The sequence below is a fragment of the Halorubellus litoreus genome, from assembly GCF_055378595.1.
In genome coordinates this window covers 1,827,213-1,851,155 of sequence record NZ_AP043836.1, presented here as the reverse complement: position 1 = coordinate 1,851,155, position 23,943 = coordinate 1,827,213, and the positions used below count along the sequence as shown (strand labels likewise).

25 protein-coding genes are annotated in these 23,943 nt (G+C 70.2%); 14 read left to right on the top strand and 11 right to left on the bottom strand.

The genetic code is table 11. From position 1 onward, the window contains the following. Window positions 1–43: 43 nt before the first annotated feature. Window positions 44–469: an HIT family protein gene (locus tag ACZ48X_RS13375; RefSeq protein ID WP_336349241.1), complete on the bottom strand. Its 426-nt coding sequence runs from the start codon at window positions 467–469 to the stop codon at window positions 44–46. Window positions 470–670: 201 nt separating this feature from the next. Here ACZ48X_RS13375 and ACZ48X_RS13370 point away from each other — a divergent pair, with 201 nt between their 5' ends. Next, window positions 671–925, top strand: coding sequence for a hypothetical protein (locus ACZ48X_RS13370; RefSeq protein ID WP_336349242.1), 255 nt, complete (start codon window positions 671–673; stop codon window positions 923–925). 122 nt (window positions 926–1,047) lie between these two features. After that, window positions 1,048–1,746, top strand: coding sequence for a hypothetical protein (locus tag ACZ48X_RS13365; protein WP_336349243.1), 699 nt, complete (start codon window positions 1,048–1,050; stop codon window positions 1,744–1,746). A 55-nt stretch (window positions 1,747–1,801) separates the two neighbouring features. On the opposite strand, the gene ACZ48X_RS13360 is transcribed toward ACZ48X_RS13365, so the two are convergent. After that, window positions 1,802–1,987: a hypothetical protein gene (locus ACZ48X_RS13360; RefSeq protein WP_336349244.1), complete on the bottom strand. Its 186-nt coding sequence runs from the start codon at window positions 1,985–1,987 to the stop codon at window positions 1,802–1,804. A 153-nt stretch (window positions 1,988–2,140) separates the two neighbouring features. On the opposite strand from ACZ48X_RS13360, the gene ileS reads away from it, so the two are divergent. Continuing rightward, window positions 2,141–5,326: an isoleucine--tRNA ligase gene (gene ileS, locus ACZ48X_RS13355; RefSeq protein WP_336349245.1), complete on the top strand. Its 3,186-nt coding sequence runs from the start codon at window positions 2,141–2,143 to the stop codon at window positions 5,324–5,326. 85 nt (window positions 5,327–5,411) lie between these two features. Further along, a complete protein-coding gene (locus ACZ48X_RS13350) occupies window positions 5,412–7,586 on the top strand; it encodes a CARDB domain-containing protein (RefSeq protein ID WP_336349246.1) in 2,175 nt (724 codons plus the stop codon). Between the two features lie 66 nt (window positions 7,587–7,652). Here ACZ48X_RS13350 and ACZ48X_RS13345 read toward each other — a convergent pair whose 3' ends face one another. From ACZ48X_RS13345 to ACZ48X_RS13335, 3 genes are all read right to left on the bottom strand, one after another. Further along, window positions 7,653–8,189 carry a heme NO-binding domain-containing protein gene (locus ACZ48X_RS13345; RefSeq protein ID WP_336349247.1) on the bottom strand — a complete coding sequence of 179 codons (537 nt, stop codon included), beginning with the start codon at window positions 8,187–8,189 and terminating at the stop codon, window positions 7,653–7,655. 122 nt (window positions 8,190–8,311) lie between these two features. Beyond that, window positions 8,312–9,160 (bottom strand): ribose-phosphate diphosphokinase, encoded by an 849-nt coding sequence (gene prs / locus ACZ48X_RS13340; protein WP_336349248.1) that lies wholly within the window; start codon window positions 9,158–9,160, stop codon window positions 8,312–8,314. A 71-nt stretch (window positions 9,161–9,231) separates the two neighbouring features. Continuing rightward, window positions 9,232–10,089 carry an HVO_0234 family beta-propeller protein gene (locus tag ACZ48X_RS13335; protein ID WP_336349249.1) on the bottom strand — a complete coding sequence of 286 codons (858 nt, stop codon included), beginning with the start codon at window positions 10,087–10,089 and terminating at the stop codon, window positions 9,232–9,234. A gap of 159 nt (window positions 10,090–10,248) precedes the next feature. Between ACZ48X_RS13335 and glmM the strand changes: the two genes are divergently transcribed. Next, window positions 10,249–11,613 (top strand): phosphoglucosamine mutase, encoded by a 1,365-nt coding sequence (gene glmM / locus ACZ48X_RS13330; RefSeq protein WP_336349250.1) that lies wholly within the window; start codon window positions 10,249–10,251, stop codon window positions 11,611–11,613. Window positions 11,614–11,661: 48 nt separating this feature from the next. Here the strand turns inward: glmM and ACZ48X_RS13325 are convergent, their stop codons facing one another. The 4 genes from ACZ48X_RS13325 to ACZ48X_RS13310 form a co-directional block, all read right to left on the bottom strand. Then, window positions 11,662–12,810, bottom strand: a complete 1,149-nt coding sequence (locus ACZ48X_RS13325; protein ID WP_336349251.1) for a DUF7118 family protein — start codon at window positions 12,808–12,810, stop codon at window positions 11,662–11,664. 72 nt (window positions 12,811–12,882) lie between these two features. Further along, complete coding sequence (gene hisI, locus ACZ48X_RS13320) at window positions 12,883–13,254, bottom strand: phosphoribosyl-AMP cyclohydrolase (protein WP_336349252.1); 372 nt, start codon at window positions 13,252–13,254, stop codon at window positions 12,883–12,885. Window positions 13,255–13,362: 108 nt separating this feature from the next. After that, window positions 13,363–13,752 (bottom strand): ferredoxin Fer, encoded by a 390-nt coding sequence (fer, locus tag ACZ48X_RS13315; RefSeq protein WP_227133873.1) that lies wholly within the window; start codon window positions 13,750–13,752, stop codon window positions 13,363–13,365. 135 nt (window positions 13,753–13,887) lie between these two features. Further along, window positions 13,888–15,033, bottom strand: a complete 1,146-nt coding sequence (locus ACZ48X_RS13310) for an inorganic phosphate transporter (protein ID WP_336349253.1) — start codon at window positions 15,031–15,033, stop codon at window positions 13,888–13,890. A gap of 195 nt (window positions 15,034–15,228) precedes the next feature. On the opposite strand from ACZ48X_RS13310, the gene hisA reads away from it, so the two are divergent. Continuing rightward, window positions 15,229–15,963, top strand: a complete 735-nt coding sequence (hisA, locus tag ACZ48X_RS13305; RefSeq protein ID WP_336349254.1) for a 1-(5-phosphoribosyl)-5-[(5-phosphoribosylamino)methylideneamino]imidazole-4-carboxamide isomerase — start codon at window positions 15,229–15,231, stop codon at window positions 15,961–15,963. Window positions 15,964–16,150: 187 nt separating this feature from the next. Here the strand turns inward: hisA and ACZ48X_RS13300 are convergent, their stop codons facing one another. Beyond that, the gene (locus ACZ48X_RS13300) at window positions 16,151–16,399 is read right to left on the bottom strand and encodes a DUF8028 family protein (RefSeq protein ID WP_336349255.1); all 249 of its coding nucleotides are present in this window, start codon (window positions 16,397–16,399) and stop codon (window positions 16,151–16,153) included. A 424-nt stretch (window positions 16,400–16,823) separates the two neighbouring features. On the opposite strand from ACZ48X_RS13300, the gene hisB reads away from it, so the two are divergent. From hisB to ACZ48X_RS13270, 6 genes are all read left to right on the top strand, one after another. Next, on the top strand, window positions 16,824–17,411 hold the full coding sequence (gene hisB / locus ACZ48X_RS13295; RefSeq protein WP_336349256.1) for an imidazoleglycerol-phosphate dehydratase HisB: 588 nt from the start codon (window positions 16,824–16,826) through the stop codon (window positions 17,409–17,411). Between the two features lie 77 nt (window positions 17,412–17,488). After that, complete coding sequence (locus ACZ48X_RS13290; protein WP_336349257.1) at window positions 17,489–17,974, top strand: DUF3592 domain-containing protein; 486 nt, start codon at window positions 17,489–17,491, stop codon at window positions 17,972–17,974. A 222-nt stretch (window positions 17,975–18,196) separates the two neighbouring features. Then, a complete protein-coding gene (locus ACZ48X_RS13285) occupies window positions 18,197–18,700 on the top strand; it encodes an amino acid-binding protein (protein ID WP_336349258.1) in 504 nt (167 codons plus the stop codon). Window positions 18,701–18,785: 85 nt separating this feature from the next. Continuing rightward, window positions 18,786–19,304: a hypothetical protein gene (locus tag ACZ48X_RS13280; protein WP_336349259.1), complete on the top strand. Its 519-nt coding sequence runs from the start codon at window positions 18,786–18,788 to the stop codon at window positions 19,302–19,304. Then, window positions 19,301–19,912, top strand: coding sequence for an IMPACT family protein (locus ACZ48X_RS13275; protein WP_336349260.1), 612 nt, complete (start codon window positions 19,301–19,303; stop codon window positions 19,910–19,912). The genes ACZ48X_RS13280 and ACZ48X_RS13275 overlap by 4 nt, the downstream gene beginning before the upstream one ends. Window positions 19,913–19,990: 78 nt before the next feature. Then, window positions 19,991–22,171 carry a S9 family peptidase gene (locus ACZ48X_RS13270; protein WP_336349261.1) on the top strand — a complete coding sequence of 727 codons (2,181 nt, stop codon included), beginning with the start codon at window positions 19,991–19,993 and terminating at the stop codon, window positions 22,169–22,171. Window positions 22,172–22,213: 42 nt separating this feature from the next. Here ACZ48X_RS13270 and ACZ48X_RS13265 read toward each other — a convergent pair whose 3' ends face one another. Beyond that, window positions 22,214–22,615, bottom strand: coding sequence for a hypothetical protein (locus ACZ48X_RS13265; protein WP_336349262.1), 402 nt, complete (start codon window positions 22,613–22,615; stop codon window positions 22,214–22,216). Between the two features lie 169 nt (window positions 22,616–22,784). Between ACZ48X_RS13265 and ACZ48X_RS13260 the strand changes: the two genes are divergently transcribed. Both ACZ48X_RS13260 and ACZ48X_RS13255 read left to right on the top strand, forming a co-directional pair. After that, the gene (locus tag ACZ48X_RS13260) at window positions 22,785–23,366 is read left to right on the top strand and encodes a magnesium transporter (protein WP_336349263.1); all 582 of its coding nucleotides are present in this window, start codon (window positions 22,785–22,787) and stop codon (window positions 23,364–23,366) included. Continuing rightward, window positions 23,367–23,930 (top strand): magnesium transporter, encoded by a 564-nt coding sequence (locus ACZ48X_RS13255; RefSeq protein WP_336349264.1) that lies wholly within the window; start codon window positions 23,367–23,369, stop codon window positions 23,928–23,930. Window positions 23,931–23,943 lie beyond the last annotated feature (13 nt).

Here is a 23,943-nt window from a genome sequence, read left to right as displayed (position 1 = left end):
TTCCGTCGGTTTCACTGATAAATCTCGTGAACGAAAGTTCGGGTCAGGCGTCGGCGGCGATGCGCGCGGCGATGTCGTCGAGTTCGTCGTCGCTCAGGTCCGGCGGGGACCCGGCGATAGCGTGGATGGGGCCGCCGCCGTCCCCCTCGAATCGCGGGATGACGTGCCCGTGGACGTGCGGGACCTCCTGACCGGCGGCCTCGCCGTTGTTGAACGCGACGTTCGACGCGTCCGCGTCGACGGCCTCCTCGATGACCGGCGTCAGCCGGTGAAGCGTCTCGAACACGCTCGCGCCGGCGTCCGCGGGGAGGTCGCCGAGCGTCTCGTGGTGGGCTTTCGGGATGACGAGCGTGTGCCCGGGCGCGAGCGGGTTCGCGTCGAGGAACGCGAGCACGTCGTCGTCCTCGTAGACGGTCCTGTTCGGGATGTCGCCCGCGACGATCTGACAGAAGATGCAGTCCTCGCTCATGTGCGGGACGTCGGCCGGCGGCCGTATGAAGATTACCCGTCGTCCACCTGCGCCCGTGCATCCGTCACCGACGTGCCCGAGGACCGGCGCTCGCTCGCGCGGTGGCGGCAAGTCCCTCCGGGAGCGACGCGCCCCGGCGCCGTCCCTTGGATATACAGCCAGAACGCTCCTAACCGTGGTATCTGAAACCCCAGTCAGGGAATGGGTTCGAGCATCTTCGCCGACGAGTCGGGGGACGAGTCGGCACGCGAGGAACGGACAGACGAACGCGAACCGTCCGTGTTCCGGCGACGCGACGACGCCAAGGCCGGGCGGATGGACGACGGCGTCGACGACGAGTCTCACTCGACGGACGACGTCGACCGCAGCGAGAGCGGGTCCGGTGACGGCGGGGCGACGATGCGGGTGTTCAGCGGCGACGAGGTCTTCGAGGTCGCGGTCGACGACGAGCGCTAGTCCTCGGAGCGGCCACGACCGACAGTCCTGGTAGCGGCCACGACCGACCACGACCCCGCGGACGTGATGGTTCGCCTGACTGCCCGGTACGTTTATATTTCGACCGCGGGTCGTGTCGAGGTATGCCAGGGTGGACCTCGGCGACAGACGACGCCGACGACGCGATACGGACGGACGGTGGGACCGAAGACGACGACGCGGACCAGATCAAGCAGTTGCTCTCCGAAGGCGACGACGACGGCAGCCTCGCGGACGCCGTCACCGGCGAGGACGACGAGGACGACGAGTACGAGGGCGGGCCAGCGATGGACTTCGGGCTGAAGCTCGGCGCGCCGTTCGCGCTCGTCGCCGTCGGCCTCCTGTTCGTCGGCCCACAGCCCCTCCTCGAGTTCGACCCGACGGGGAAGTACTTCATCGACACGCTCGACGTCGGCGGCCCCGGGAACATCGTGTACATCTCCGCGTCGACGCTCGCACTCTCCTTCCTCGCCGGCTTGCTGTACCCCTCGCTCGCCGACGACCTCGACGCCGAAGACGACTTCAAGATGGACCTCGGCCTCGGCCTGTCGCTCCCGACGGTCGCCGTCATGGGCCTTGGCGTCCTGTTCTTCATGTTCTGGCCCGCCGTGTTCGCGCTCCTGAACGGCGCGCTCGTCGAAGCGCTCATCACGGTCGTCATCGCGGTCGTCCTCGTCGCGATCGCGGTCGCCGGCTCCATCATCACGCTCGTCGTCGCCGCCATCGCGACGCTGTACTTCGTCGGCCCCGCGCTCATCGGGTCGTACGTCGGCGGGTTCATCGGCGAACGCATCGCGACCTGACCACGGCCGCTCGCGGTCGACACGAGGCTACCGGTCGCGGCGTGAAGCCGTTCGCTCAGCGCAGTACGTGCAGGCCGACGACCATCACGGCGCTCGCGATGACTCCCGAGATGCCCGCGGTCGTGATGCGGGAGACGCCGTCGAGCGTCGTCGCGTTCCACGTCAGGAGGACGACGACCGTCGCGACGAGGAGGACCGCGCTCAGTTCTTCCTCGGTGAACGACGACAGCGTCGTGTTCATGCCCGTCACGTTCGCCCACGACACATATCAAAGTTCGGGGGGATCGTCGAGGGTGCGAGCGCTCACGGCTTTCGGCCCCGGCGACTGCTGGTTCTTCGGTCGTCGCCTGCAGGACCGAACCCCATTTAGTGACGGAGGGAGTTAGCGTCGGATATGGAACGGTTCGAGGAGGTCGCGGACCAGTACGACCCCGACGCGGTCGAGGACCGCGTGTTCGAGCACTGGGACGCGGTCGACGCCTACGAGCAGACACGACGCCACCGCGACGGCGAGGAGACGTTCTTCTTCGTCGACGGCCCGCCGTACACGTCCGGCGCGGCGCACATGGGGACGACGTGGAACAAGACCCTGAAGGACGCGTTCATCCGCTACTACACGATGCAGGGGTTCGACGTCACCGACCGCCCGGGCTACGACATGCACGGGCTCCCCATCGAGACGCGCGTCGAGGAGAAGTTAGGGTTCGAGAACAAGAAGGACATCGAGGAGTTCGGCGTCGAGAACTTCATCGAGGAGTGCAAGGCGTTCGCCGACGACCAGCTGGAGGGCCTCCAGGAGGACTTCCAGAGCTTCGGCGTCTGGATGGACTGGGACAACCCCTATAAAACAGTCAATCCGGAGTACATGGAGGCTGCGTGGTTCGGGTTCGAGAAAGCCCACGAGCGCGGGCTCGTCGAGCAAGGTCAGCGCTCCATCAACCAGTGTCCGCGCTGCGAGACCGCCATCGCGAACAACGAGGTCGAGCGCCACGACGTCCACAAACCCGCGATCTACGTGAAGTTCCCCCTGCTGGGCGAGGAAGGGAATCTCGTCATCTGGACGACGACGCCGTGGACGATCCCCGCGAACACGTTCGTCGCGGTCGACCCCGACGGCGAGTACGCGAAGGTGCGCGCCGAGACCGGCGACGGCGACACCGACGTCCTCTGGGTGTCCGCGAGTCAGGTCGAGACCGTCCTGAAGGCGGGTCGCTACGAGGACTACGAGGTCCTCGAGGAGCGCGACGCCGACGAGCTGGTCGGCCTCGAGTACGAGCACCCGCTCGCCGAGGAGGTCCCCGACCACCCGCAGGGCGAGGGCGCTGGCGAAGTGTACACGGCAGAGTACGCGGACGCCGGCGACAAGTCAGGGATGGTGCACTCCGCGCCCGGGCACGGTGAGGAGGACTTCGAGCGCGGCCGCGAACTCGACCTCGAGATCTTCTGTCCGGTCGAGAGCGACGGGACGTACGGCGAATCCGGCGGGAAGTACGCCGGGACGTTCGTGCGCGACGCGAACGCGGACGTCATCGCGGACCTCGACGCGAAGGGCGCCCTGCTCGCGCACGACGAGAACTACCTCGTCGAGGGCGAGGGGAAGTGCTGGCGCTGCGACACCGACATCGTTCGGCTCGTCACCGACCAGTGGTTCATCACCGTCTCCGACATCAAGGACGAACTCCTCGCGAACATCGAGGACTCCGAGTGGCATCCCAGCGACGCGCGAGACAACCGCTTCAAGGACTTCGTCGAGGGGTCGCCGGACTGGAACGTCTCCCGGCAGCGCTACTGGGGCATCCCCATCCCCATCTGGACGTGCGACGACGACCAGTGCGAGCACCTGAACGTCGTCGACACGCGCGAGACGCTCGCCGACCGCGTCCACCAGGACGTCGACCCCGCGAGCGTCGACCTCCACAAGCCCACCGTGGACGACCTGACGATGGACTGCGCGGGCTGCGGGAGCGAAGCTCGACGCGTCCCGGACGTGTTCGACGTCTGGCTCGACTCGAGCGTGGCATCCTGGGGTACCCTCGACTATCCCGAGGACGACTCGCAGTTCGACGAGCTGTGGCCGGCGGACCTCATCATGGAGGCCCACGACCAGACGCGCGGGTGGTTCTGGAGTCAGCTCGGGATGGGGACGGCGGCGTTCGGCGAGATCCCCTACGAGGAAGTTCTCATGCACGGGTGGGCGCTCATGCCCGATGGCCGAACGATGTCGAAGTCCAAGGGCATCCTCGTCGACCCCCAGGAGGTCATCGACGACTACGGCGTCGACCCGATGCGCGCGTTCCTCCTCAGCCAGAACCCGCAGGGGAGCGACATGAAGTTCTCGTGGGACGGCATGGACAACGTCTCGCGGGACCTGAACATCCTCTGGAACGTCTTCCGGTTCCCGCTGCCGTACATGGAGATGGACGACTTCCAGCCGAGCGACGAGGACCTCGTGAAGCTCGACACGCGCCTCGTCGACGAGTGGGTGCTCGCGCGCCTCCAGTCCGTCAAGCGCGAGATGACCGAGCACTGGGAGGACCGCCGGCCGGACAAGGCCCTGAACGCGCTGCTTTCGTTCGTCACGGACGACGTGTCGCGGTTCTACGTGCAGGCGATCCGCGAGCGCGTCTGGGAGGAAGAGGAGTCCGAGAGCAAGCTCGCCGCCTATGCGACGATCTACGAGGTCATGCACGAGGTCGTCGCGCTCCTCGCGCCGTACGCGCCGTTCGTCGCGGACGAGATGTACGGGACGCTCACGGGCGACAGCGGGTTCGATACCGTCCACATGCGCGACTGGCCCGCGGTCGAGGAGACGTGGGTGGACGACGAACTCGAGGCCGACGTCGAGGTCCTCCGAGCGATGGAAGAGGCGGGGGCGAACGCGCGCCAGCAGGCCGACCGGAAGCTCCGCTGGCCCGTCACGAGGGTCGTCGTCGCGCCGAACGACGAGCGGACGTACGAGGCGGTCGACCGTCACGTGTCGCTGCTCGCCGAGCGTCTGAACGCGCGCGACGTCGAACTCGTCGACCCCGGCGAGCAGTGGGGCGAGCTCGCGTACTCCGCTCGCGCGGACATGAGCGAACTCGGGCCGGCGTTCGGTGACCGCGCGGGCGAGGTCATGCAGGCGCTGAACGACGCGCGCCTCGACGCGAAGGACCTGGACGCGCTCCGCGAGGTCGTCGGTGAACCCGACCTCGAGGAGTCGATGGTGTCGTTCGAGTCGGAGACGCCCGAGAGCGTCGCCGGGTCGACGTTCGAGGTCGACGGCGACACGAAGGGCGTCGTGTACGTCGACACGACGCTCACGGAGGACATCGAGAGCGAAGGGTACGCTCGCGAGGTCATCCGTCGCGTCCAGGAGATGCGCAAGGACCTCGAACTCGACGTCGACGAGCAGGTCCGGTTGACCGTGGACGTCGCGGACGACCGCATCGCGGGGCTCGTCGACCAGCACCGCGACCTCGTCGCCGAGGAGACGCGCGCGACGTTCGTCGACGACGTCGACGGCACCACGCGCGAGTGGGACGTCGAGGGAACGACGGTCACCATCGCGCTCGACCCGGTCGCCGAAGCCGAGGCCTGAACGCGGCGACCCGCTGCGGTGTCCGCGTTCACTCCGAGACGCGAGCGGGGACAAGAGTCTTCTCCGAACCGTCCGAACGACGGGTGTGTTCCGTCGGCTCGCGCTCGTCGTCGTCCTCGTCGTCTCGCTTCCAGCGGTCGCAACTGCTGGTGTCGGTGCGCCCGCGTCGCCACAGTCGGTCGATGCACGCACCGATGCGGTCGTGCAGACAGCTGCCGACCCGCTCGAGTCGACCGCGAGCGCGGCCCCGGGGACCGATTCGGTCAGCGAGTCGACCGCGAGCGCGGCGACGGAGACCATCCGTCGAACCGTCGAGTTGTCGCTGACGCCCGAGGAGCCGGGGTCGGTTCGGGCGGTGGTGCAGTACGAGGTGCCGTCGCCAGTGACGCGCCTCGAGGTGTCGCTGGGCGAGGAGTCGACGGTCGTGGACGCCGACGGGTTCGAGCGACAGGGCGACGGCACGTACGCGTGGACGGAGTCGACGTCGACGCCGACGCTGACGTTGCGCGTGGACGCGAACCAGACATCTGGCGGTCGTCGCGTCGACCTCGACGCCGCCCGCGGAGTGACGCCGACCGCTGACGCCCGGAGTGCCGGTGGCGCGTCGACCGCTGACGCCGGGAGTGTCGGTGCCGCGGCGACCGCGGACGGGTACGTGTTCGTGGACGCGGGCGCGTGGGCGCTCGTGCAGGTGCCGCGCGTCGGGACGCGCTGGGGGTGGACGGGCGCGGCCGACGTCGACCTGGAGAAGGACGCGGTCGTGGACGGTGCGGGCGCGACCGGCGGCGAGATGGCGTACCTCGGGCCCGTCGAGCGATACACCGCCGAGGGCCGCGACGAGCGCTTCGAGCTCGTCGTCCCCGAGCGCGCCGAGTTGAACGCGACGCCGCGAGCGGTCCTCGGGTCGCTCGTCGCGGCGAGCGAGGACCTCCGCGTCGACGCACGCAGCGAGGAGGTGTTCGTCATCGCCGCCCCCGAGGACGTCGACTGGGGGATCGCCGGCCTCCAGTTCGGCGAGGACGACGCGTGGGTGCTCGCCGGGTCGCCCGTCGACTCGCCGGACAGCGTCTGGATCCACGAGTACATCCATACGCGCCAGGCGTTCGACACGACCGAGAGCGGCCGGTGGGTGACGGAGGCGACCGCGGACTACTACGCGGCGTTGCTCGCGTACGAGCAAGGGAACGCGAGCTACGCGGCGTTCCGCAGGCAACTGGAACGCGGCCAGCGCGACCGGTACGACGACGACGTCCTGGCGTTCCCGCAGACGTGGAGCGGCGGCGCGAACTACCTGAAGGGCGCGCTCGCCGTGGGCGCCGTCGACCTCGCCATGCGCGAGTCGACGAACAGTACGGCGTCGTTCCAGACGGCCTACAGGACGCTGAACGCGCACAACGGGACGGTGTCGAACGACGTCGTCCTGGACGCCGTCGGTGACGGCGCTGGCGCGAACGTCCGCGCGTACGCGTCGGCGTTGACCCAGAGCGACCGGACCGCGGAGACGTGGGGCGAAGCCACGCACGAGCGGTACTTCGGCGTGCAACCGCCCGTGTTCGACCTCTCGGTGCCGGTCGGTGGCGTCTCGACTACCGGTCCGTACGGCGAGCGGCGACTCGGGCGGACGCGGCCGACGGTCGTCGCGGGCGAGACGCTCTCGGTGACGGTGGCGGTGACGAACGTCGGCTGGCAGGCTGGCACGTACGCGACCGCGATGACGGTGAACGGACAGCAGGTCGCGACCCGCGAGGGCGAGCTCGCGACCGGCGCGTCGACGACGGTCACGTTCGAGCAGGCGTTCGACGAACCCGGGACGTACCGGGTGCGTGCCGGCGGGCGAACGCTCGCGGTCGAGGTCGTCGAGCCGCCGTCGCCGACCGTCGAGGACGTCTCGGTGCCGACGACGGTCGCGGCCGGCGAGGCGGTGACGCTGTCGTACGCGGTCCGGAACGACGCCCCGGTGCCGGGGCGCGTGGTCGTCCCGGTCGCGCTCGACGGCGAGGTGCTCGCGAACGAGACGGTGCTCGTGCCCGCGGAGTCGAGCGTCCAGCGGACGTACACGGTCTCGTTCGCCGACCCCGGCGAGCACGTCGTCAGCGTCCGCGACACGACGGTGACCGTGCAGGTGACGGGCGCGACGACCACCTCGGCCACGTCGCAGGACGGAGAGACCAGCGAGGAGTCGCTGCCGGTTCCAGGGTTCGGTGCGACCGTCGCACTCGCGGCGCTCGCCGTCGTCGGAATCGGTCGAGCACGCACCTAGCAGTTCGTCACGGTCGGTCGAGCACGCCGCTAGAAACCCCCTCGAATCAGCGTCGCGCCACCGGCGTCACGCGCGTTCGACGTGGAACTCGCAGTGATCCTCGCCGTCGCGCGTACACAGCTCCTGGGTGACCTCGCAGGGGTCGTCGAGTTCCTCGCCGACGCCGACGATGATGCCCTCGCCGAGCGTACAGAGGTCTCGCTCCGAGCGGAACTCGACGACCGCGACGTCCTCGCTCAGGCGTTCGGTGGTGACGTCGGGCGTCGTCGTCTCCGGATTCTGGGCCTCGATCTGCTCGTAGATCCCCGGGAGTCCGTCGAGGAGGTCGAACGTCGACCAGTCGTCGCGGACGTGAGCCTTGAACGTCGAGAGCAGGTCTCCCGCGAGAAACGCACCGAAGTCCCGCTCGATCGCTGACTCGTCGTGCCCGCTCATCTCCGCGATGACCGACAGCGACCGCGTGAGGTCTGTATCCGGGTAGTGCGAGACCGGGAGGTAGAGCTTCGGGTCGATGTCCGCGCGCTCGAGGACGTCGTCCCAGACGTCCTCACCCATGTTCTCAGCGACGTACGTCTTCAGTGACTTGTGGAGGATTCCGTGCATGTTGCGTGCTCGACAGGCTGACTGTCGCCTACGTACGGCGACCATATCTTAAAACATTGGGGTAGATTCCACGATGACGGCAAGAACCCGTGACGCTGCCCGAACTCGCGACCGACGGCGGGCTAGAGGTGCTCCGCAATCACCGGGGCGACGCTAACGACGCTCTGCGGGCGTTCGAGCGTGTCCGTGCCGACGATGCGGGAGACGCCCGCGCGGCGGAGTTTCGTGACGGCGTTCCCCGCGAACAGGGGGTGGACGGTCGCGACCGACACCGACGCGGCGTCGCGGTCGCGCAGCACCGCGATCGACTCGCTCATCGTCGACCCGGTGGCGACGATGTCGTCGACGACGACGACGTCCCGGTCGGCGACCGCGGCGTCGCTCGGCGTCACCTCGACCTCGTCGCCGCTGACGCGATGCTTCACGAAGTGGTCGGTCGCGCCGCGACCGTACGCGTCCCGGACGGTCTCGGCGAGCGCGCACGCACCCTCGTCGGGCGCGAGGAAGAGCGGGTCGTCGAGGTCGTCCGGGAGCGGGTCCGCGAGCACGCCAGCGCCGTCCACGGCGGTCGCGGTCGGCTCGAAGAACTCGCAGATAGCCGTCTCGTGGGGGTTCACCGTGAGGACGCGGTCCGAACCCGTCGAGATGGCGCGAGCGACCGCCCGCGCCGACACCGGGTCGCCCGCCTCGAACGCCTCGTCCTGGCGCGCGTACCCCATGTACGCCAGGACCGTCACGACCTCGGTCGCGCCCGCCTCGCGCGCCGCGTCCTGGAGTTGCAGGCACTCCACGTGCGCGTCACTGCTCGCGGTCGACGCGACCACGATAGCGCGGTCGGGCGCGACGTCGCCGACGTTCACCTTCAGTTCACCGTCCGGGAACCGCTCGTAGTCGACGAGCGCCAACTCGTCGTCGAGGACCTCGGAGAGTGCCGCCGCGAGCGACTGGGTGCTCGACCCACCGAATATCATGTTCGACGCGTCGACGCGGGCGCGTAAATCCGTTTTCTTTGCGCGCGAACGCCGCCTCCGGGCGGACGTCCTCACTCGGTCGTGGTACGCGCGACCGCCGCCGTCACGTCCCGCACGCCGAGTTCCTGATGGCGCCAGCCGTCCGGGCCCTCCGCGGCGAACCGGCCGTCCTCGGAGACCGCGTACACCGTGTCGCCGTACGCCACGTCCACGATCGGGCGGTCGAGCTGCGTGGCCGTCGACCAGTCGCCGTCGTGGTGCGCGTACAGGACGTCGTCGGTGCCGGCGTGCGCGCGCCCGAGCCGTCCGTCTGCAGCGCCCGGGTCGCTCGCGACGAACCGGAAGTCGCCGTCGGCGACGTCCATCCACCCGTTCCCGAGCTGGAACAACCCCTCGCTGGTCGTGGCGAGCGGCACGCCGGCGGCGGCGACGTCCGTCGCGCTCGCCAAGCCCGCGTGCCGGAGCGAGCCCTCGAGCGCGCGGTAGACGCCGTCCGCGGTCGCGAGCAGGTCGCCGTCCATGCGCGCGACCGCCGTGAGCTCGCCGAGGTCGCGCCACTCGCCGTCGCGATACCGCGCGACCGCGCCGTCGTCGGTCGCCGCGAGCACGTCGTCGCCGTGGACCGCGACCGCCGACGCCGCCCCGAACCCGGTCTCGACGAACCGCTCGCCCGAATCGCCGGCAGTCGACCGCGCCCCGTCGCCCGCGTCGAGCAGGACGGCGTCGTCGGTCGCGACCGCCAACCCCGCCGGCCCGGACGCGACGTCCCGTGCCGTACAGCGGACCGCGAGCTCGAACCCGCCGACGCGCTCCTCGACCACCGACACGGCGACCACGCCCGTCGACGCGGCGACGTACACGGTCGTCTCGCGTTCGTCGCCATCGTACACGCGCTTCTCGTCGATTCCGATGTCCTCGTCCGCAGGCATCACCCGGCCATTGGGTGCGTCCACGTATCAAACCCCGGCCGGGCGACCGCTCGACGCGCACCGGGTTCGTGTCAACGCACTCGCAGAGGCGTGCGAGCGCGTCTCGCGGCGATGCGGTAACGGAATCCCTTAGTCGACCCCGCGCAAGGAGATACACGAATGAAGGTATTCGGTTCCAGTGGGACGCGCGGCGTCGCCAACGACGAGTTGACGCCGGGGTTCGTGCTGCGCGTCGCGAAGGCCGCGGGGACGGCCTGGAGCTCGGAGCGCGTCGCCATCGCTCGGGACACGCGAGCGACCGGGCGGATGCTCGCGGACGCCGCCGCAGCGGGCCTGGCGAGCGTCGGCGTGGACGTCGACCGCCTGGACGTCGTCGCGACACCGGGCGCGCAGGCGTACGCCGAACGCGAGGGCGTGCCGGTCGTCATGATCACCGCGAGCCACAACCCGCCGGAGTACAACGGCGTGAAGCTCGTCGGCGCCGACGGCGTCGAACTCGCCGTCGAGGACCTCGAACGCGTCGAGGACGTCCTCGTCGGCGAGACGTTCGCGGACGCCGACTGGGACGAGGTCGGGTCGGAGACGCGGGTCGCGGACGCCCGCGACCGCTACGTCGAGGAACTGCTCGCGAGCGTGGACCGCGAGAAGATCGCGGACGCGGACCTGACGGTCGCGCTCGACCCCGGGCACGGCGCCGGCTGTCTCACGAGCCCGACGTTCTTCCGGCGACTCGGTTGCAGGGTCGTCACCGTGAACGCCCAGCCCGACGGGCACTTCCCGGGCCGCGACCCCGAGCCCGTCCCGAAGAACCTCGCGGACCTCGGGCGGCTCGTCCGGTCGACGGACGCCGACGTCGGCATCGCGCACGACGGCGACGCGGACCGCGCCATCTTCTACGACGAGCACGGCGAGTACGTCGAGGGCGACGCCACCCTCGCCGCGCTCGCCGCCGCGAAACTCGAAGCCGGCGACACGACCGTCTCCGCGGTGAACGTCTCCCAGCGTCTCGTCGACGTCGCGAAGGACGCCGGCGCCGACCTCGAACTCACGCCGATCGGGTCGACGAACATCATCACGCGCATCGAGGAGCTCGAAGCCGACGGCGAGCACGTCCCCGTCGCCGGCGAAGGCAACGGCGGCATCTTCTTCCCGGACTACCGCCTGAGCCGCGACGGCGCGTTCATCGGCGCACGCTTCCTGGAACTCGTCGCCGACCGCCCCGTCAGCGACATCGTCGCGCCGTACGACGACTACCACAACGTCCGCCGGAACCTCGAGTACGACACCGAGGACGAACGGACGGCGATGCTCGACGCCGCCGAAGCCGTCGCCGCCGACGCCGACGCGGACCTCTCCACCATCGACGGCTACCGGCTCGACTACGGCGACGCGTGGGTGCTCGCACGACCGAGCGGGACCGAACCGCTCGTGCGCGTGTACGCCGAAGCCCGGACCGCCGAGCGAGCGAACGAACTCGCGGACTTCGTCGTCGCCCAGCTCGCTGCCGCCCGTGGCGGCGCCTGAGGAAGGAGTTTCTCCGCGTTCGTCGAGGAACGAGATTCTTCGCGTTCGTCACGCCAGGTCGTCGGTGTCGTCGAGCGCCGCCCGAAGGGCCTCGCGTTCGTCCTCGAGCGCCGCGAGTTCCTCGCTGACGGCGCCGGCGGCGAGACGGTCGCGTTCCGCGTCGCCGAGTTCGTCGAGCGCGACCGCGGCCGTTCGCAGGCGCGCGTAGTCGTCGCGCCACGCGAGCTCGCGGACCGACTGGAGCGTCGCCGCGACGTCCTCCTCGGCGAACCCGGGGACGACCGACAGCAACTCGCGCGTGACGTACTGGAGGACCTCCGCTTCCGGCGGCGGCCACCCTATCGTGAACCCGCTGCCGTCGAGCCGGTCGAGGTACGTTCGCCGGGTGCCGACCGCGGTCCGGAGCGCGCCCGGGTCGTCGACGTAGTGCTCGAGCTTCGACTGCGAGTAGTCCGCGTACTCGAGCAACTCGGGGATGGTGTGGTCGTCGCCCGCGGCCGCGACGTACTCGCGGAGCTCTTCGGGGGGCGCGTCGACGTCGACGAGCGGGTACGCCGCGGCGTCCGCGAGCACGTCGAACACCTCGCCCGCAGGCGCGTTCCGGCGGAACGACGCGAACGCGTCCGTGACCGCGTCGTCGTACGTCCCGATGGGGTCCCGGAGGTCGTCGACGGGCGCGTCCAGGTCCGCGTTCCCGAGTTCCAGCAGGCGCTCACGCGCCGCGATACCGTCCTCGACCGCGTCCAGGCGGTCGGTCGCGCGCCGTCGCGCGTCCGCGAACGCCTCGCGCGCCGACGACAGCCGCTCGCGGACCGACGCCAACTCGCGCGCCGGCCCCAGCGCGTCGCGCGCCGCCACGAAGTCCGACTCGCTCAACCGTCGCTTCTCCACGCACTCCAGGGCAGTCTCGAACGCCTCGCGCTCCGGGAGGTCGTCGTCGAGCCCCTCGACGAGCGTCGCGAACGCCTCCTGGAATCGGACGTACGACTCGAAGTCACCGGTCCCCGTCGCCGACTCCTCGTAACTGTTCAGCTTCCGTTCCGCGTCCCTGACCGCCGACGCGACCGTCTCAAGTTGCTCGCGCCCCCCGTGGTCGTCGACCGCGTCCCGGGCCGCCCGCAACTCGCTCGCGGCGTCCCGGAGCGCGTCCGCCGCGCCCGCGTCGGACGGGTCGACCGACCCAGCTCGATCAGTCATCGTAGCCCTCGTCCGAATCGACTGTCTTGCACTCAGTCATCGTAGACCTCGTCCGAATCGACTGTCTTGCACTCAGTCATTGTAGACCTCGTCCGGGTCGAACGCCTCCTCGCCGACGACCTCGCCGTCGACGGTACGATGGAAACAGGACTCGTAGCCCGTGTGGCACGCCCCGCCCTCCTGGTCGACGAGATAGAGGAGAGCGTCCGCGTCACAGTCGACGCGCACCTCCTCGACGCGCTGAACGTGCCCGCTCGACCCGCCCTTCTGCCAGAGTTCGTCCCGCGACCGCGAATGATAGTGCGCGAGCCCCGACTCCAGGGTCGCATCGAGCGCCTCCGCGTCGACGTACGCGAGCATCAACACCTCGCCCGAATCAGCGTCCTGCGCGACCGCCGGCACCAGGCCATCCTCCCCGAAGTCGATATCGACGCCGTCGCTCATGGCAGAATCTCACCGCGGACGCGCCATGGGTCTTTCCCTCGCGACCGCCAGCCACAGCCGACGCTGTTGCTACCCGGTGAGCGAGTCAGAGAGAAGGGAAGAACCCTTTCAGATGACGCGGTTCTGGAGGTAGTCGAGGTGCTTCGCGTTGTAGACGATCTTGACCTCGTCGGCAGCCGGGCTGCCGATACAGGTCAGGCGCACCATCTTCTCTTCGACCTCCTCGTCGCTGAGGATCTGCTGCATGTCCATGTCGATCTCGCCCTCCTTGACGATGGCCGCGCAGTTCGCGCAGGCACCGGCGCGGCACGAGAACGGCCAGTCGTAGCCCTGGGCCTCGGCGGCCTCGAGGATGTATTCGCCCTGGTTGACTTCGAGAGAGCCGTAGTCCTCTCCGTCGAGACCGGCGTCTCCGGCCTTCTCGAAGAGGTCGTCGTCGTCCATGTCCCAGCCGTTGTCGTCGAGCACTTCGTAGTTGAGGTATTCTACCGTGGGCATCAACGCGACAGTTCGCGTTCGCGCCCCTAAGACCTTGCTGTTTGCGAAATCACGAAAGACCATTGAGAACTCGGGGTTCGAACCGTCGAGACGTGCACTCCCGGACGTGTCGGGGACTGGATGGTCGCCGACCGGTCAGAGCAGGTCGACGGTCGAGAACAGCGCGTAGCTCGCGCCCGCGGAGATACTGGGGGTCGCAACCCAGAGCATGATGACGCGCCCGGTCGCTCGCGGGTCGAACAGGTCGCTGGCGTCGAGTTCGTCGGGTTCCTCCTCGCCGATGGGCGCGACCTCCTTCCCCGGTTCGTCCGCGTTGAGCGCGCTCATCGCCACGCCCGCTTCGGCTGGTTCCTCGTCGGGGTCCTCGATACCCTGGCCCTGGACAGCCTTCGTCGCGGCCTCGGAGATGGTGGTGGTGCGCGTCGCGCGCCCCCACCCGAGGCCGACGATGCTCATCGTCGCGGACACCGCGAGGCTCGCGGGGATACCGATGAACGAGAGGAACGTGATGAGGCTCGCGCTCACGACCTCGACGATGAGAGACGCGAGCAGCGGGAGGTCCGTGAGGTCGTTCCCGACGGTGTCGAGCGTCCGGCGTGCGATGGTGAACGCCCCGAGTGCGATGGCGCCGCCCGCGAGGAACACGCCGTTGTTCGCCGACAGTTCGTTCGCGCCGACGAGCGGTGCGACGGCGTTCGCGACGTTGCTCGCCCCCGCCGAGTACGCCATGTAGCAGCCGATGGCGACGACGAGGAACTGCCCGATGCGCTCGGCGACGTCGCTCGACTCGCCAGTGCCGAGCGGGAACGTCGACGCGAGGTAGGGGTAGAGGTACCGCCCGATCATCGCGCACACCCAGAACGCGAGGATGGGGGCGACGAACCACCACGTCACGATCTCGCCCATCTTCTCCAGGTTGAGTTCGCCGATGGCGGCACCCATCCCGGCGATGGCGCCGACCGCGGTCATCGACGTGGACGCGGGGACGCCGAAGAGGTTCGAGACGAGGAGCGCGAACCCGACGAAGAACAGGATGGCGACGCTGGCGGCGAGCGTGAACGAGACGTTCACGATACCGGTTGACATCGTGTCGATGACCTGCCGTCCGGCGGTCCAGCCGCCGATGAGCGCGAACGCACTCATCAGCGCCGCTGCACCAGTTTTCCCGATCGTGTCGCTCCCGACGGCGGGCCCGAACGCGACGCCCGTCGAGGAGCCACCGATGTTGAACCCGACGAAGACCGCGACCGCGATGCCGACGAGTAGCAACAGGGCAACCATTCGTCACCCCGTTCCGACCGACCACCCGTATGGCTTCCGGTCGCTCCCAGCGTCGTGGGACGACGCCGCGGCCGAGTGGCCGAGCGAGGCCGGTCGGGCGCGCGCTGCGGTCGTGGTCGACGGCGTCGATTCCGGTAGGCTCTCCACGGCGTGGATTCCGGTGGGTTCTTGCGCGCTGCCGCCGGTCCCCCGCGTATGCAACCGTTCCCCGAGTTCGAGGTCGTTCCCGCGGTCGACGTCCAGGACGGCGAGGTCGTCCAGCTCGTCCAGGGCGAGCGAGGCACCGAGAAGACGTACGGCGACCCCGTGGACGCCGCCCGTCGGTGGGTGGACGCGGGCGCGGAGACGCTGCATCTCGTCGACCTCGACGGGGCGTTCGAGGGCGAGCGCGCGAACGCCGCGGCGGTCGAGCGCGTCGTGGACGCGGTCGACGTCCCCGTCCAGCTCGGCGGTGGCATCCGGACCGCCGCGGACGCCAGGGACCTCCTCGACCGTGGCGTCGACCGCGTCATCCTCGGGACCGCCGCCGTGCAGGAGCCCGAGATCGTCGCGGAGATCAGCGAGACTCACCCGGGTTCGGTCGTCGTGAGCCTGGACGCGAAGGACGGCGAGGTCGTCGTCGAGGGCTGGACGGAATCGACCGGGCTGGACCCGGCCGAGGCGGCGACGCGGTACGCGGACCTCGGCGCGTGCGCCATCCTGTTCACGGACGTGGACGTCGAGGGACGCCTGGAGGGTGTCGCGACCGAGCCGGTGCGCGAGCTCGCGGCCGCGGTCGACCTCCCGGTCGTCGCGAGCGGTGGCGTCGCCACCGTCGACGACGTCCTCGCGCTCCGCGACGCGGGCGCCGCGGCGACGGTGGTCGGGAGCGCGCTCTACGAGGGCCGGTTCTCGCTCGCCGACGCGCGCGACGCGCTCGCCGACGAGTAGCGAGCAGGCGAGCGTGAGGAGAGGAGGGCGCAGCGGCTGTGTGTTCGTCGGGAAGGTGGAGGAAGGGTCGTCCACGACCACGTGCCGGCCGCCGCGTCGGCGGCGGGTCGCGCGCACCGCGTTGGTGTGGGAGTCCGGTGCGCGCGCGGGTCGTGCGATGCCAGGGTCCGGTTCGTTCGTCGGGTGCCTACTCGCCGGGTTGGTGTCCGTGCCCGGCCGCGAGCGCGAGGACGTGCAGCCCGAGCAGGAGGGCGAACGTGGTGGTCTGCGAGACGGTCTCGAGCCCGGAGACCAGCAGGGGCACGTACGCGAGGGGGAGCGCGAGTGCCGCGTAGAAGCTGGTCGCGCGGACGGGCTTGAGTATCGTCTCGAGGCCGAGACGGGAGCGGAGGTCGGTCGCGGAGGGGTCGGGGGTGGAGGGGGTGGTCGTGGACATGTTGGACACCTTGTCGGCAGTTACCCCTATATTCCATACCATAATAAACTGGGTCGAGGGTTCGGTTGAATTCGCGACGTTTCACCCATGTTTCGCCATTTTACGGATTTTCTCGGACGCTTCGAGAGCTCTTTAGACGTTTTACAGCCGCTTCTAGAACGATACGACAGTAACTGAGAACCAAACGGATAATGTGAACTTTTACTGGTACGTCCAGGGTAAGCTGGGGTTTCCCCGGGCGTCGAGTTGCTCTCGCGCACCGACCTCGGTCCAGCGCGCGCGGCACCGGCGACACCGTCGCGACGCCGCACGCACCAACCACCGTCGGCGCACGCACCGGCGTCGGAGCGAGCAGCGAACTGGCAGCCCCGGGTCGCCGCTCCGCCCCGCCAGTGCTATGAGTCCGCCCACCCAACCGCGAGGTATGACCGACCGAACCGCCGCCGTCACCCGAGCGACGGCGGAGACGGACGTGGAGGTGACCGTCGCCATCGACGGCGACGGCGACAGCGAGGTCGACACCGGCATCGGGTTCCTCGACCACATGCTCGCGTCGTTCGCGAAACACGGCCTGTTCGACGTGACGGTGCGCTGCGACGGCGACCTCGAGGTCGACGACCACCATACCGTCGAGGACGTCGCCATCACGCTCGGGTCGGCGTTCGCGGAGGCGCTCGACGACAAGCGCGGCATCCGTCGGTTCGCGGACCGCAAAGTGCCGCTCGACGAGGCCGTCGCGGGCGTCGTCGTGGACGTCTCCGGCCGGCCGCTGTTCGAGTTCGACGGCGCGTTCAGTCAGGAGCGCGTCGGCGGCCTGACGAGCCACATGGCCGAGCACTTCCTGCGGTCGTTCGCGATGAACGCCGGCCTGACGCTGCACGCGGAGGTCGACGGCGCGAACGCCCACCACGAGATCGAGGCGTTGTTCAAGGCGCTCGCGCGAACGCTCGACGACGCGACCCGGCTCGACGACCGCCGGAGCGACACCCCGAGCACGAAGGGCGAACTCTAGTCCGCCGTCGCGGAACGAACCGGATTCGACCGACGAGAACTGCATAGCTTCTTCGTGTCGGCGCGCTTCCAGCAGCTATGGTGGCGAGACAGCTGGTCGCGGTCGTCCTGATGGTCGTGTTCGGGCTCGTGTTCGCGGGCGTCGGCGGCTACCTCTACGTCGAGGAGCAGCGAGCGATCGAGAACAGCGAGCCCGTGGCCGCGACCGTCGTCAGCGCGGAGGTCGTGGTCGAGACCGACCGCGACAGCGACGGCGACGTCACCCGCAGCTATCGCCCCGAGGTCGTCTACCGGTACGAGGTCGACGGCGAGTCCTACGAGGGCGACAACGTGATACCGGGGCCGGGGAGCGTCTCGAAGGGGCGGTCGTGGGCGACCCGCATCGTCGACGAGCACCCGCCGGGCGCGAACGTCACCGCGTACGTCGACCGCGACGGCGCGTCGAAGGCGTTCCTCGTGAAGGAACGACAGACGCTCTTCCACGCCATCTTCGTCGGCGTCGGCCTCTTCACGTCGCTCGCGGGCGTCGCGTGGCTCGGTCGACTCGCCCTGTTCGCTCGCTGACCGTCCATCCGCTCGCTGCGCGGCGTGGGTTGCCCGCGCGCGAGCGGCGTTCCTTTCAGGTCGTCGAACGAACACAGCCCCGTCCAGTCGTTGATAATTCTCTAAAAATATGAGCGTAATTTGTATTCTGCGGGCGTTTACGGTGGTTAGACGCCCGTTCACACGACCCAGAGCGGGTCGACAACCACAATCATAAATCGTCGGGCGTCGTCGATGCACGTGATGTTCGACGAGATCATGGAGAAGTTCGAGGGGTCGCCGAGCCAGCAGGCGGTCATCCGCCTGCTCCTCGAACGGGGGTTCTCCGTGAACGACGACGGGCGAGTGGTCTCGGGGGGAATCGAGATACCGAACACGGGCATCGCGCGAGAGATCGGCGTCGACCGCCGCGTCGTCGACTCCACGACCGACGCCATCCTCGAGGACGAGGAACTGCGACGCATCTTCCAGAACATCTCCCAGGTGCCGAGTCTGATGGACCTCGCGCCCGTCCTCGACCTCACGGTCCTGTCCATCGCCGTCGACGACGCCGACGACGTCGGCATCGTCGCCACCGTCACCGGCCTGCTCGCCGACCACGACGTCTCCATCCGCCAGACCATCAGCGAGGACCCCGAGTTCACCGACGAGCCCAAGCTCCACATCGTCACCGACCACGACCTCCCCGGCGACCTCATCAACGAACTCCGCAACCTCGCGTTCGTCCGGAAACTCGAGTTCCAGTGACCCCGCGGCAACCCAGTGCGGGTCCCCGCGACCTCGTCCGCGGGCGGACCGACGCGTTGAGGTAGCGCGAACCCCGAGCGTCGGTATGGACGAGAACGTGGATGCGGCGCTGCGCGTGGGCGCGCTCCAGTTGTCGCTCGTCACGGCCGCCATCCACCTCTGGGTCGGCTGGCCGCGGCTGTTCGTCTACGTGCAGGCGGGCACGCCGTTCATCGACCCGCTCCAGATACTGTTCGTGCTGTCGTCGCTCGCCGTGCTGGCGGGCGTCGGCCTCGCTGCGTGGGGACTGCGCCGGGACTACGTGTACGCGCTCGGCGTCGTCCTCATGCTCTGTTACCTGCTCGGGTGGGTGTTCCTCGGCGGGCACCGCACCGGCGGCGCGTTGATCGCGCCGGCGTGGGAGACCACCGGGCACTCGCATGGCACCGCGCTCGCGACGCTGTTCGAGCACCTGGTCGCGGACTGGCTCCTGCTCGTCAGCAAGGTCGTCGAAGCGACCGCGCTCGTCGTCCTCCTCGCGCTGCTGTACGGCGAACGAACGACCGACGACGGCGGCGAGACCCCCGAGAGTCGAACCGACGACCCGACCGGAACGGACCCGTGAGCGACGACGCGTACGACACGGTCGGCGGCCGCGGCGAGGCGGCGTTCGAGGTGCAGGGCTCGGAGTTCATCGGGCACGCCCGGCCCGTCGATACCGTCGACGACGCGGAGGCGTTCGTCGACGAGATACGGAGCGAGTTCCCGGACGCGACGCACAACGTCCCCGCGTACCGCGTGCGCGCCGACCCCCTGCGGGAGTACTCGAGCGACGACGGCGAGCCGACGGGGAGTGCGGGCAAGCCGATGTTGAACGTCCTCCAGATGCGCGAACTGGAGAACGTCGCGGTCGTCGTCACCCGCTACTACGGCGGGACGAACCTCGGCGTCGGCGGGCTCGCGCGCTCGTACTCGCAGGCCGTGAAGGACGCCGTCGACGACGCGGGCGTCGTCGAGGAACGCCCGCACGAGCGCGTCCACGTGGTCGTCGACTACGACGACTCCGGGACCGTCCGTGGTATCGTCGAGAGCGCGGGCGTGGAGTTCGACGCCGACTACGGCGAGCGCGTCCGCATCGACGCGCGCGTCCCCGTCGAGGACGCTCCAGAACTCCGGGATCGCCTCCGGTCGGCGACCAGCGGGCGCGTCGAGTTCGACGACGCCGAGAACTGACCGGTCGCGTCCGCGTCTCGCGCTCGTCGCTGTGCCGGAGCCCGAATCCCCTTGGGGGTGCGTGGCGTTCGCGGAGGCATGAAGACTGTCGACGCCGAGGACTACCTGGAGCTGGCGACGCCGAGCGACCCGCGCGTGTCGCCCGACGGCGACGCCGTCGCGTTCGTCCGACGGACGGCGCGCGTGGACGACCACGAGAGCGATAGCGGCGGGAGCGACGACGAGTCCGGGGAGGACGGAGCGGACGACGATACCGGCGGGGACGCGACGGACGTCCAGGACGTGGAGGCGTCGGTGTACGTCGTCGACCTCGGGGGCGAGGAGCCGCGTCGGTTCACGGCGGCTGCGGGCGTCGATGCCGAGCCGCGGTGGAGTCCGAGCGGGGACCGCATCGCGTTCGCGACCGACCGCGGCGAGGACCGCGCGCCGGACGTCTGGGTGCTCCCGGTCGACGGCGGCGAGGCGCGGCGCGTGACGAGCGTGCCGGGCGGCGTGTCCGCGCTCGCGTGGGGGCCCGACGGGGAGCGGGTGGCGTTCCTGCAGTCGACGACGGCGGGCGAGCGCGAGCGCGGCGACGACCTCGCGGTCGACGACGACTACGAGCGCGAGGACCCGGACCCGCGCGTCGTCGACCGGACCGTCTACCGCGCGGCGCAATCGTACACTGACGGGACGCGCTCGCACGTCTACGTCGCGAACCTCGACCGCGACGACGCGGTGACGCGGGTGACCGACGGCGAGGTCGACCACACCGCGCCGGCGTGGGGGCCGGAGGGCGCGCTCTACTTCGGGGCGCGCGACCCCGCGGACGAGGACGCGGACCCGGACGACACGACCGAGTTCGCGCTCCGACGCCGCGATCCCGACGGCGACGTGGCGACGCTCGTGCGCGACACCTCGTGGGCGCCCCGGGTCGCGGTCGCCGACGACGGCCGGGTCGCGTACGCGTCCACGCCCGAGGAGCGCGGGACGCTCCGGCAGGCCGACGTCCACGTCTACGACCCGGAGACGGGCGACGTCCGCGTGCCGACCGCGGGCCTCGACCGCACGGTCGCTGGCGACGGCCCCGTCCAGTTCGGCCCCGGCGACGAGTCCGTGTACGTGCTGACGCCCGACGCGGGGAGCGTCGTCGTGCGACGCGTCCCGGTCGCGCCCGCGGGTGCCAGCGAACCGCCCGAGGAGGACGCGGCCGTGGTCGTCGGCGAGGACGCCCACTGCAGCGGGTTCGACGCGAGCGCGGACGTCCTCGCGTTCACCGCGAGCGAGTGGGACCACCCCGGCGACGTCTTCGCCGCGACACCGCGCGGCGCCGAGGAGACGCGGCTCTCGACGCTGAACCGCGAGTACCTCGACGAGCGCGCGGTCGTCCAACCCGAGGCGTTGTCGTTCCCAGCGGGCGACGCGAGCGCGCTCCGCGCGGACGACGGCGACGCGGCGACGGCGACCGCTGGTAGCGATTCGGTCGACGTCGACCGCGTCGACGACGCGTCCGTCCAGGGGTGGCTGTTCACGCCACCAGAGCTCGGCCCGGAGGAGTCAGCGCCGCTCGTCGTCGAGGTCCACGGCGGCCCGCACGCGACGTGGACGGGGTCGGGGACGATGTGGCACGAGTTCCAGACGCTCGCGGCCGCCGGGTTCTGCGTGTTCGCGTCCAACCCGCGCGGGTCGACGGGGTACGGCGAGGCGTTCCAGGCCGCCATCGAGCGCGACTGGGGCGCGGTCACCGGCGCGGACGTCCTCGCGGGCGTCGACCACGTCCGCGAGCGCGACGCCGTCGACGACGACGAGCTGTTCCTCGCCGGCGGCTCGTTCGGCGGGTACATGACCGCGTGGCTGCTCGCGCACACCGACCGGTTCGACGCGGGCGTCCCCCAGCGCGGCGTCTACGACCTCGTGTCGTTCTACGGGTCGACCGACGCCGCGTACAAGCTCGTCGAGGACGACTACGGGGAGACGCCGTGGACCGACCCCACGTTCCTCGCCGAGCACTCGCCCGCGATGCACGCCGACGCCATCGACGCGCCGACGCTCCTCCTCCACGCGGAGGCCGACTACCGCGTCCCCATCGGCGGCGCCGAACTCCTCTACCGCGGCCTCCGCAAGCACGGGACGCCGACGCGACTCGTCCGCTATCCGCGGGAGGGCCACGAACTGTCGCGGTCGGGCGAACCCGGGCACGTCGTCGACCGCATCGAGCGCATCCGCGACTGGTTCCGCGGCTACTCGACGGCGTTCGAGGACGTCGACGAACCGCTGTAGAACGAGGGCGAGGAGCGCGCGTCGCCCGGTTGGCGCGCGAGGCTACCGGAGGACGTCGAGGACGACGAGGTTCGCGCCGCCGACCGCGACGAGGACGCCGAGCGTCCCGACGGTGACGGTGAAGCCGCCGACCGCCACGAGTGCGACGCCGCTGCCGGCGGCGAGCACGAACAGGCCGACCGCGAGCGTCCCGTGTCCGAGCGCGCGCAGCCCCTGGCCGCGAGCGCTCGCCTTCCCACCCGCGGCGACCGCGGCGAGTGCGAGCAACAGGAACGTCACCGCGAGCGCCGACACCGACCCGCCGGGGACCGCGACCGCGGTCGATCCGTCGAGCCAGAGCGCGAACGCGACCGACGCGCTCACGAGCGACCCGACCTCCGCCGCCAGCCAGCCCGCGCCAGCGACGTCGCGGTCGTCGTCGCTCGCGGTCGCAGTGTCAGTCATCGTGCGTCCCTCGGGGCGCGCGCTCGGAATACCTGTCGCTTCCGACGCGACCCGGTCGGCCATCGCGACACGGTCGGGCACCCGGACCGGGTCGACCGTCGCGAGGGCCACGGGCCGGACACTCGCCGCCTGGGGAAGCGTCAAGACCCGGGCGTGTGTGCCGTCGCGTATGACAGTCCGCGAGGTCGCCGCGAGCGCGTACCGGGAGGCGCTGCCGGCGCTCGCCGCGAGCGTCGTCGGCGGCCTGTTCGCGGGCGCGGTACTGGGTGGGATGCGAGCGGAACTCGGGGACGTCTCCGGCCTCCTCGTGCTCGTTCCCGCGTTGCTCGCGACGCGCGGGAACGTCTACGGGAGCCTCGGCGCGCGCCTCGCCACCGGCCTCCACCAGGGCTTGCTCGAACCGAAGATCGACCTCGACGACGACCGGCTCCGCGGCGCCATCGCCGCCGCGCTCGCCAACGGCGTGCTCGTGTCCGTGCTCGCCGCCGTCGCGACGTACGCCGCCCTCACCGCGCTCGGCTCGAACCCCGCGAGCCTCCTCGCGCTCGTACTCATCGCCCTCATCGCGGGGGTCCTGTCCGGTATCGCGCTCACCGTCGCCGTCGTCTCCGTCGTCATCGTCGGGTTCCGGCGCGGACTCGACCCGGACACGTTCGTCGGCCCCGTCGTCACCACGACCGGCGACTTCGTCGGGCTCGCCGTCCTCTTGCTCGCCACGCGAATCGTCGCCGCCGCCCTCGGAGGGATCTAGATGCCCGAGCACTGGACGGTGCGCGCCATCACGCGCGCCACCCTCCCGTTGCTCGTCGTCCTCTCGCTCGTCGAACTCGGGAGCGGCCTCGTCCTCGGGAGCGTCGAGGACACCCTGCTGGCGTCGCCGTCCCTGCTCGTGCTCGTGCCCGTCACCATCGGGACCGCCGGGAACCTCGGGAGCGTCCTCGCCGCCCGCCTCTCCACCGCCGTCCACCTCGGCACCGTCTCGTTCGCGGCCGACGACGACGCGCTCGTCGGGAACGCGCTCGCGACGTTCGCGCTCGCCGCGAGCGTCTTCCCCGTCGTCGGCCTCGGCGCGTGGGTCACCGCCGAACTCGTCGCCGGCACCACCAGGCTCTCGCCGCTCCGGGTCGTCCTCGTCGCGACCGTCGCCGGCGTCGCGCTCGCCGTCCTCGCGGTCGCCGTCACGCTCGTCGCCACGTACGTCGCGTACCGCCGCGGCCTCGACCCCGACGACGTCGTCATCCCCGTCGTCACGAACGCGTGCGACGTCCTCGGCGTCCTCGTCCTCGTCGGCGTCGCCGCCGTCTTCGCCCCGTGAGCGACCGATGCGA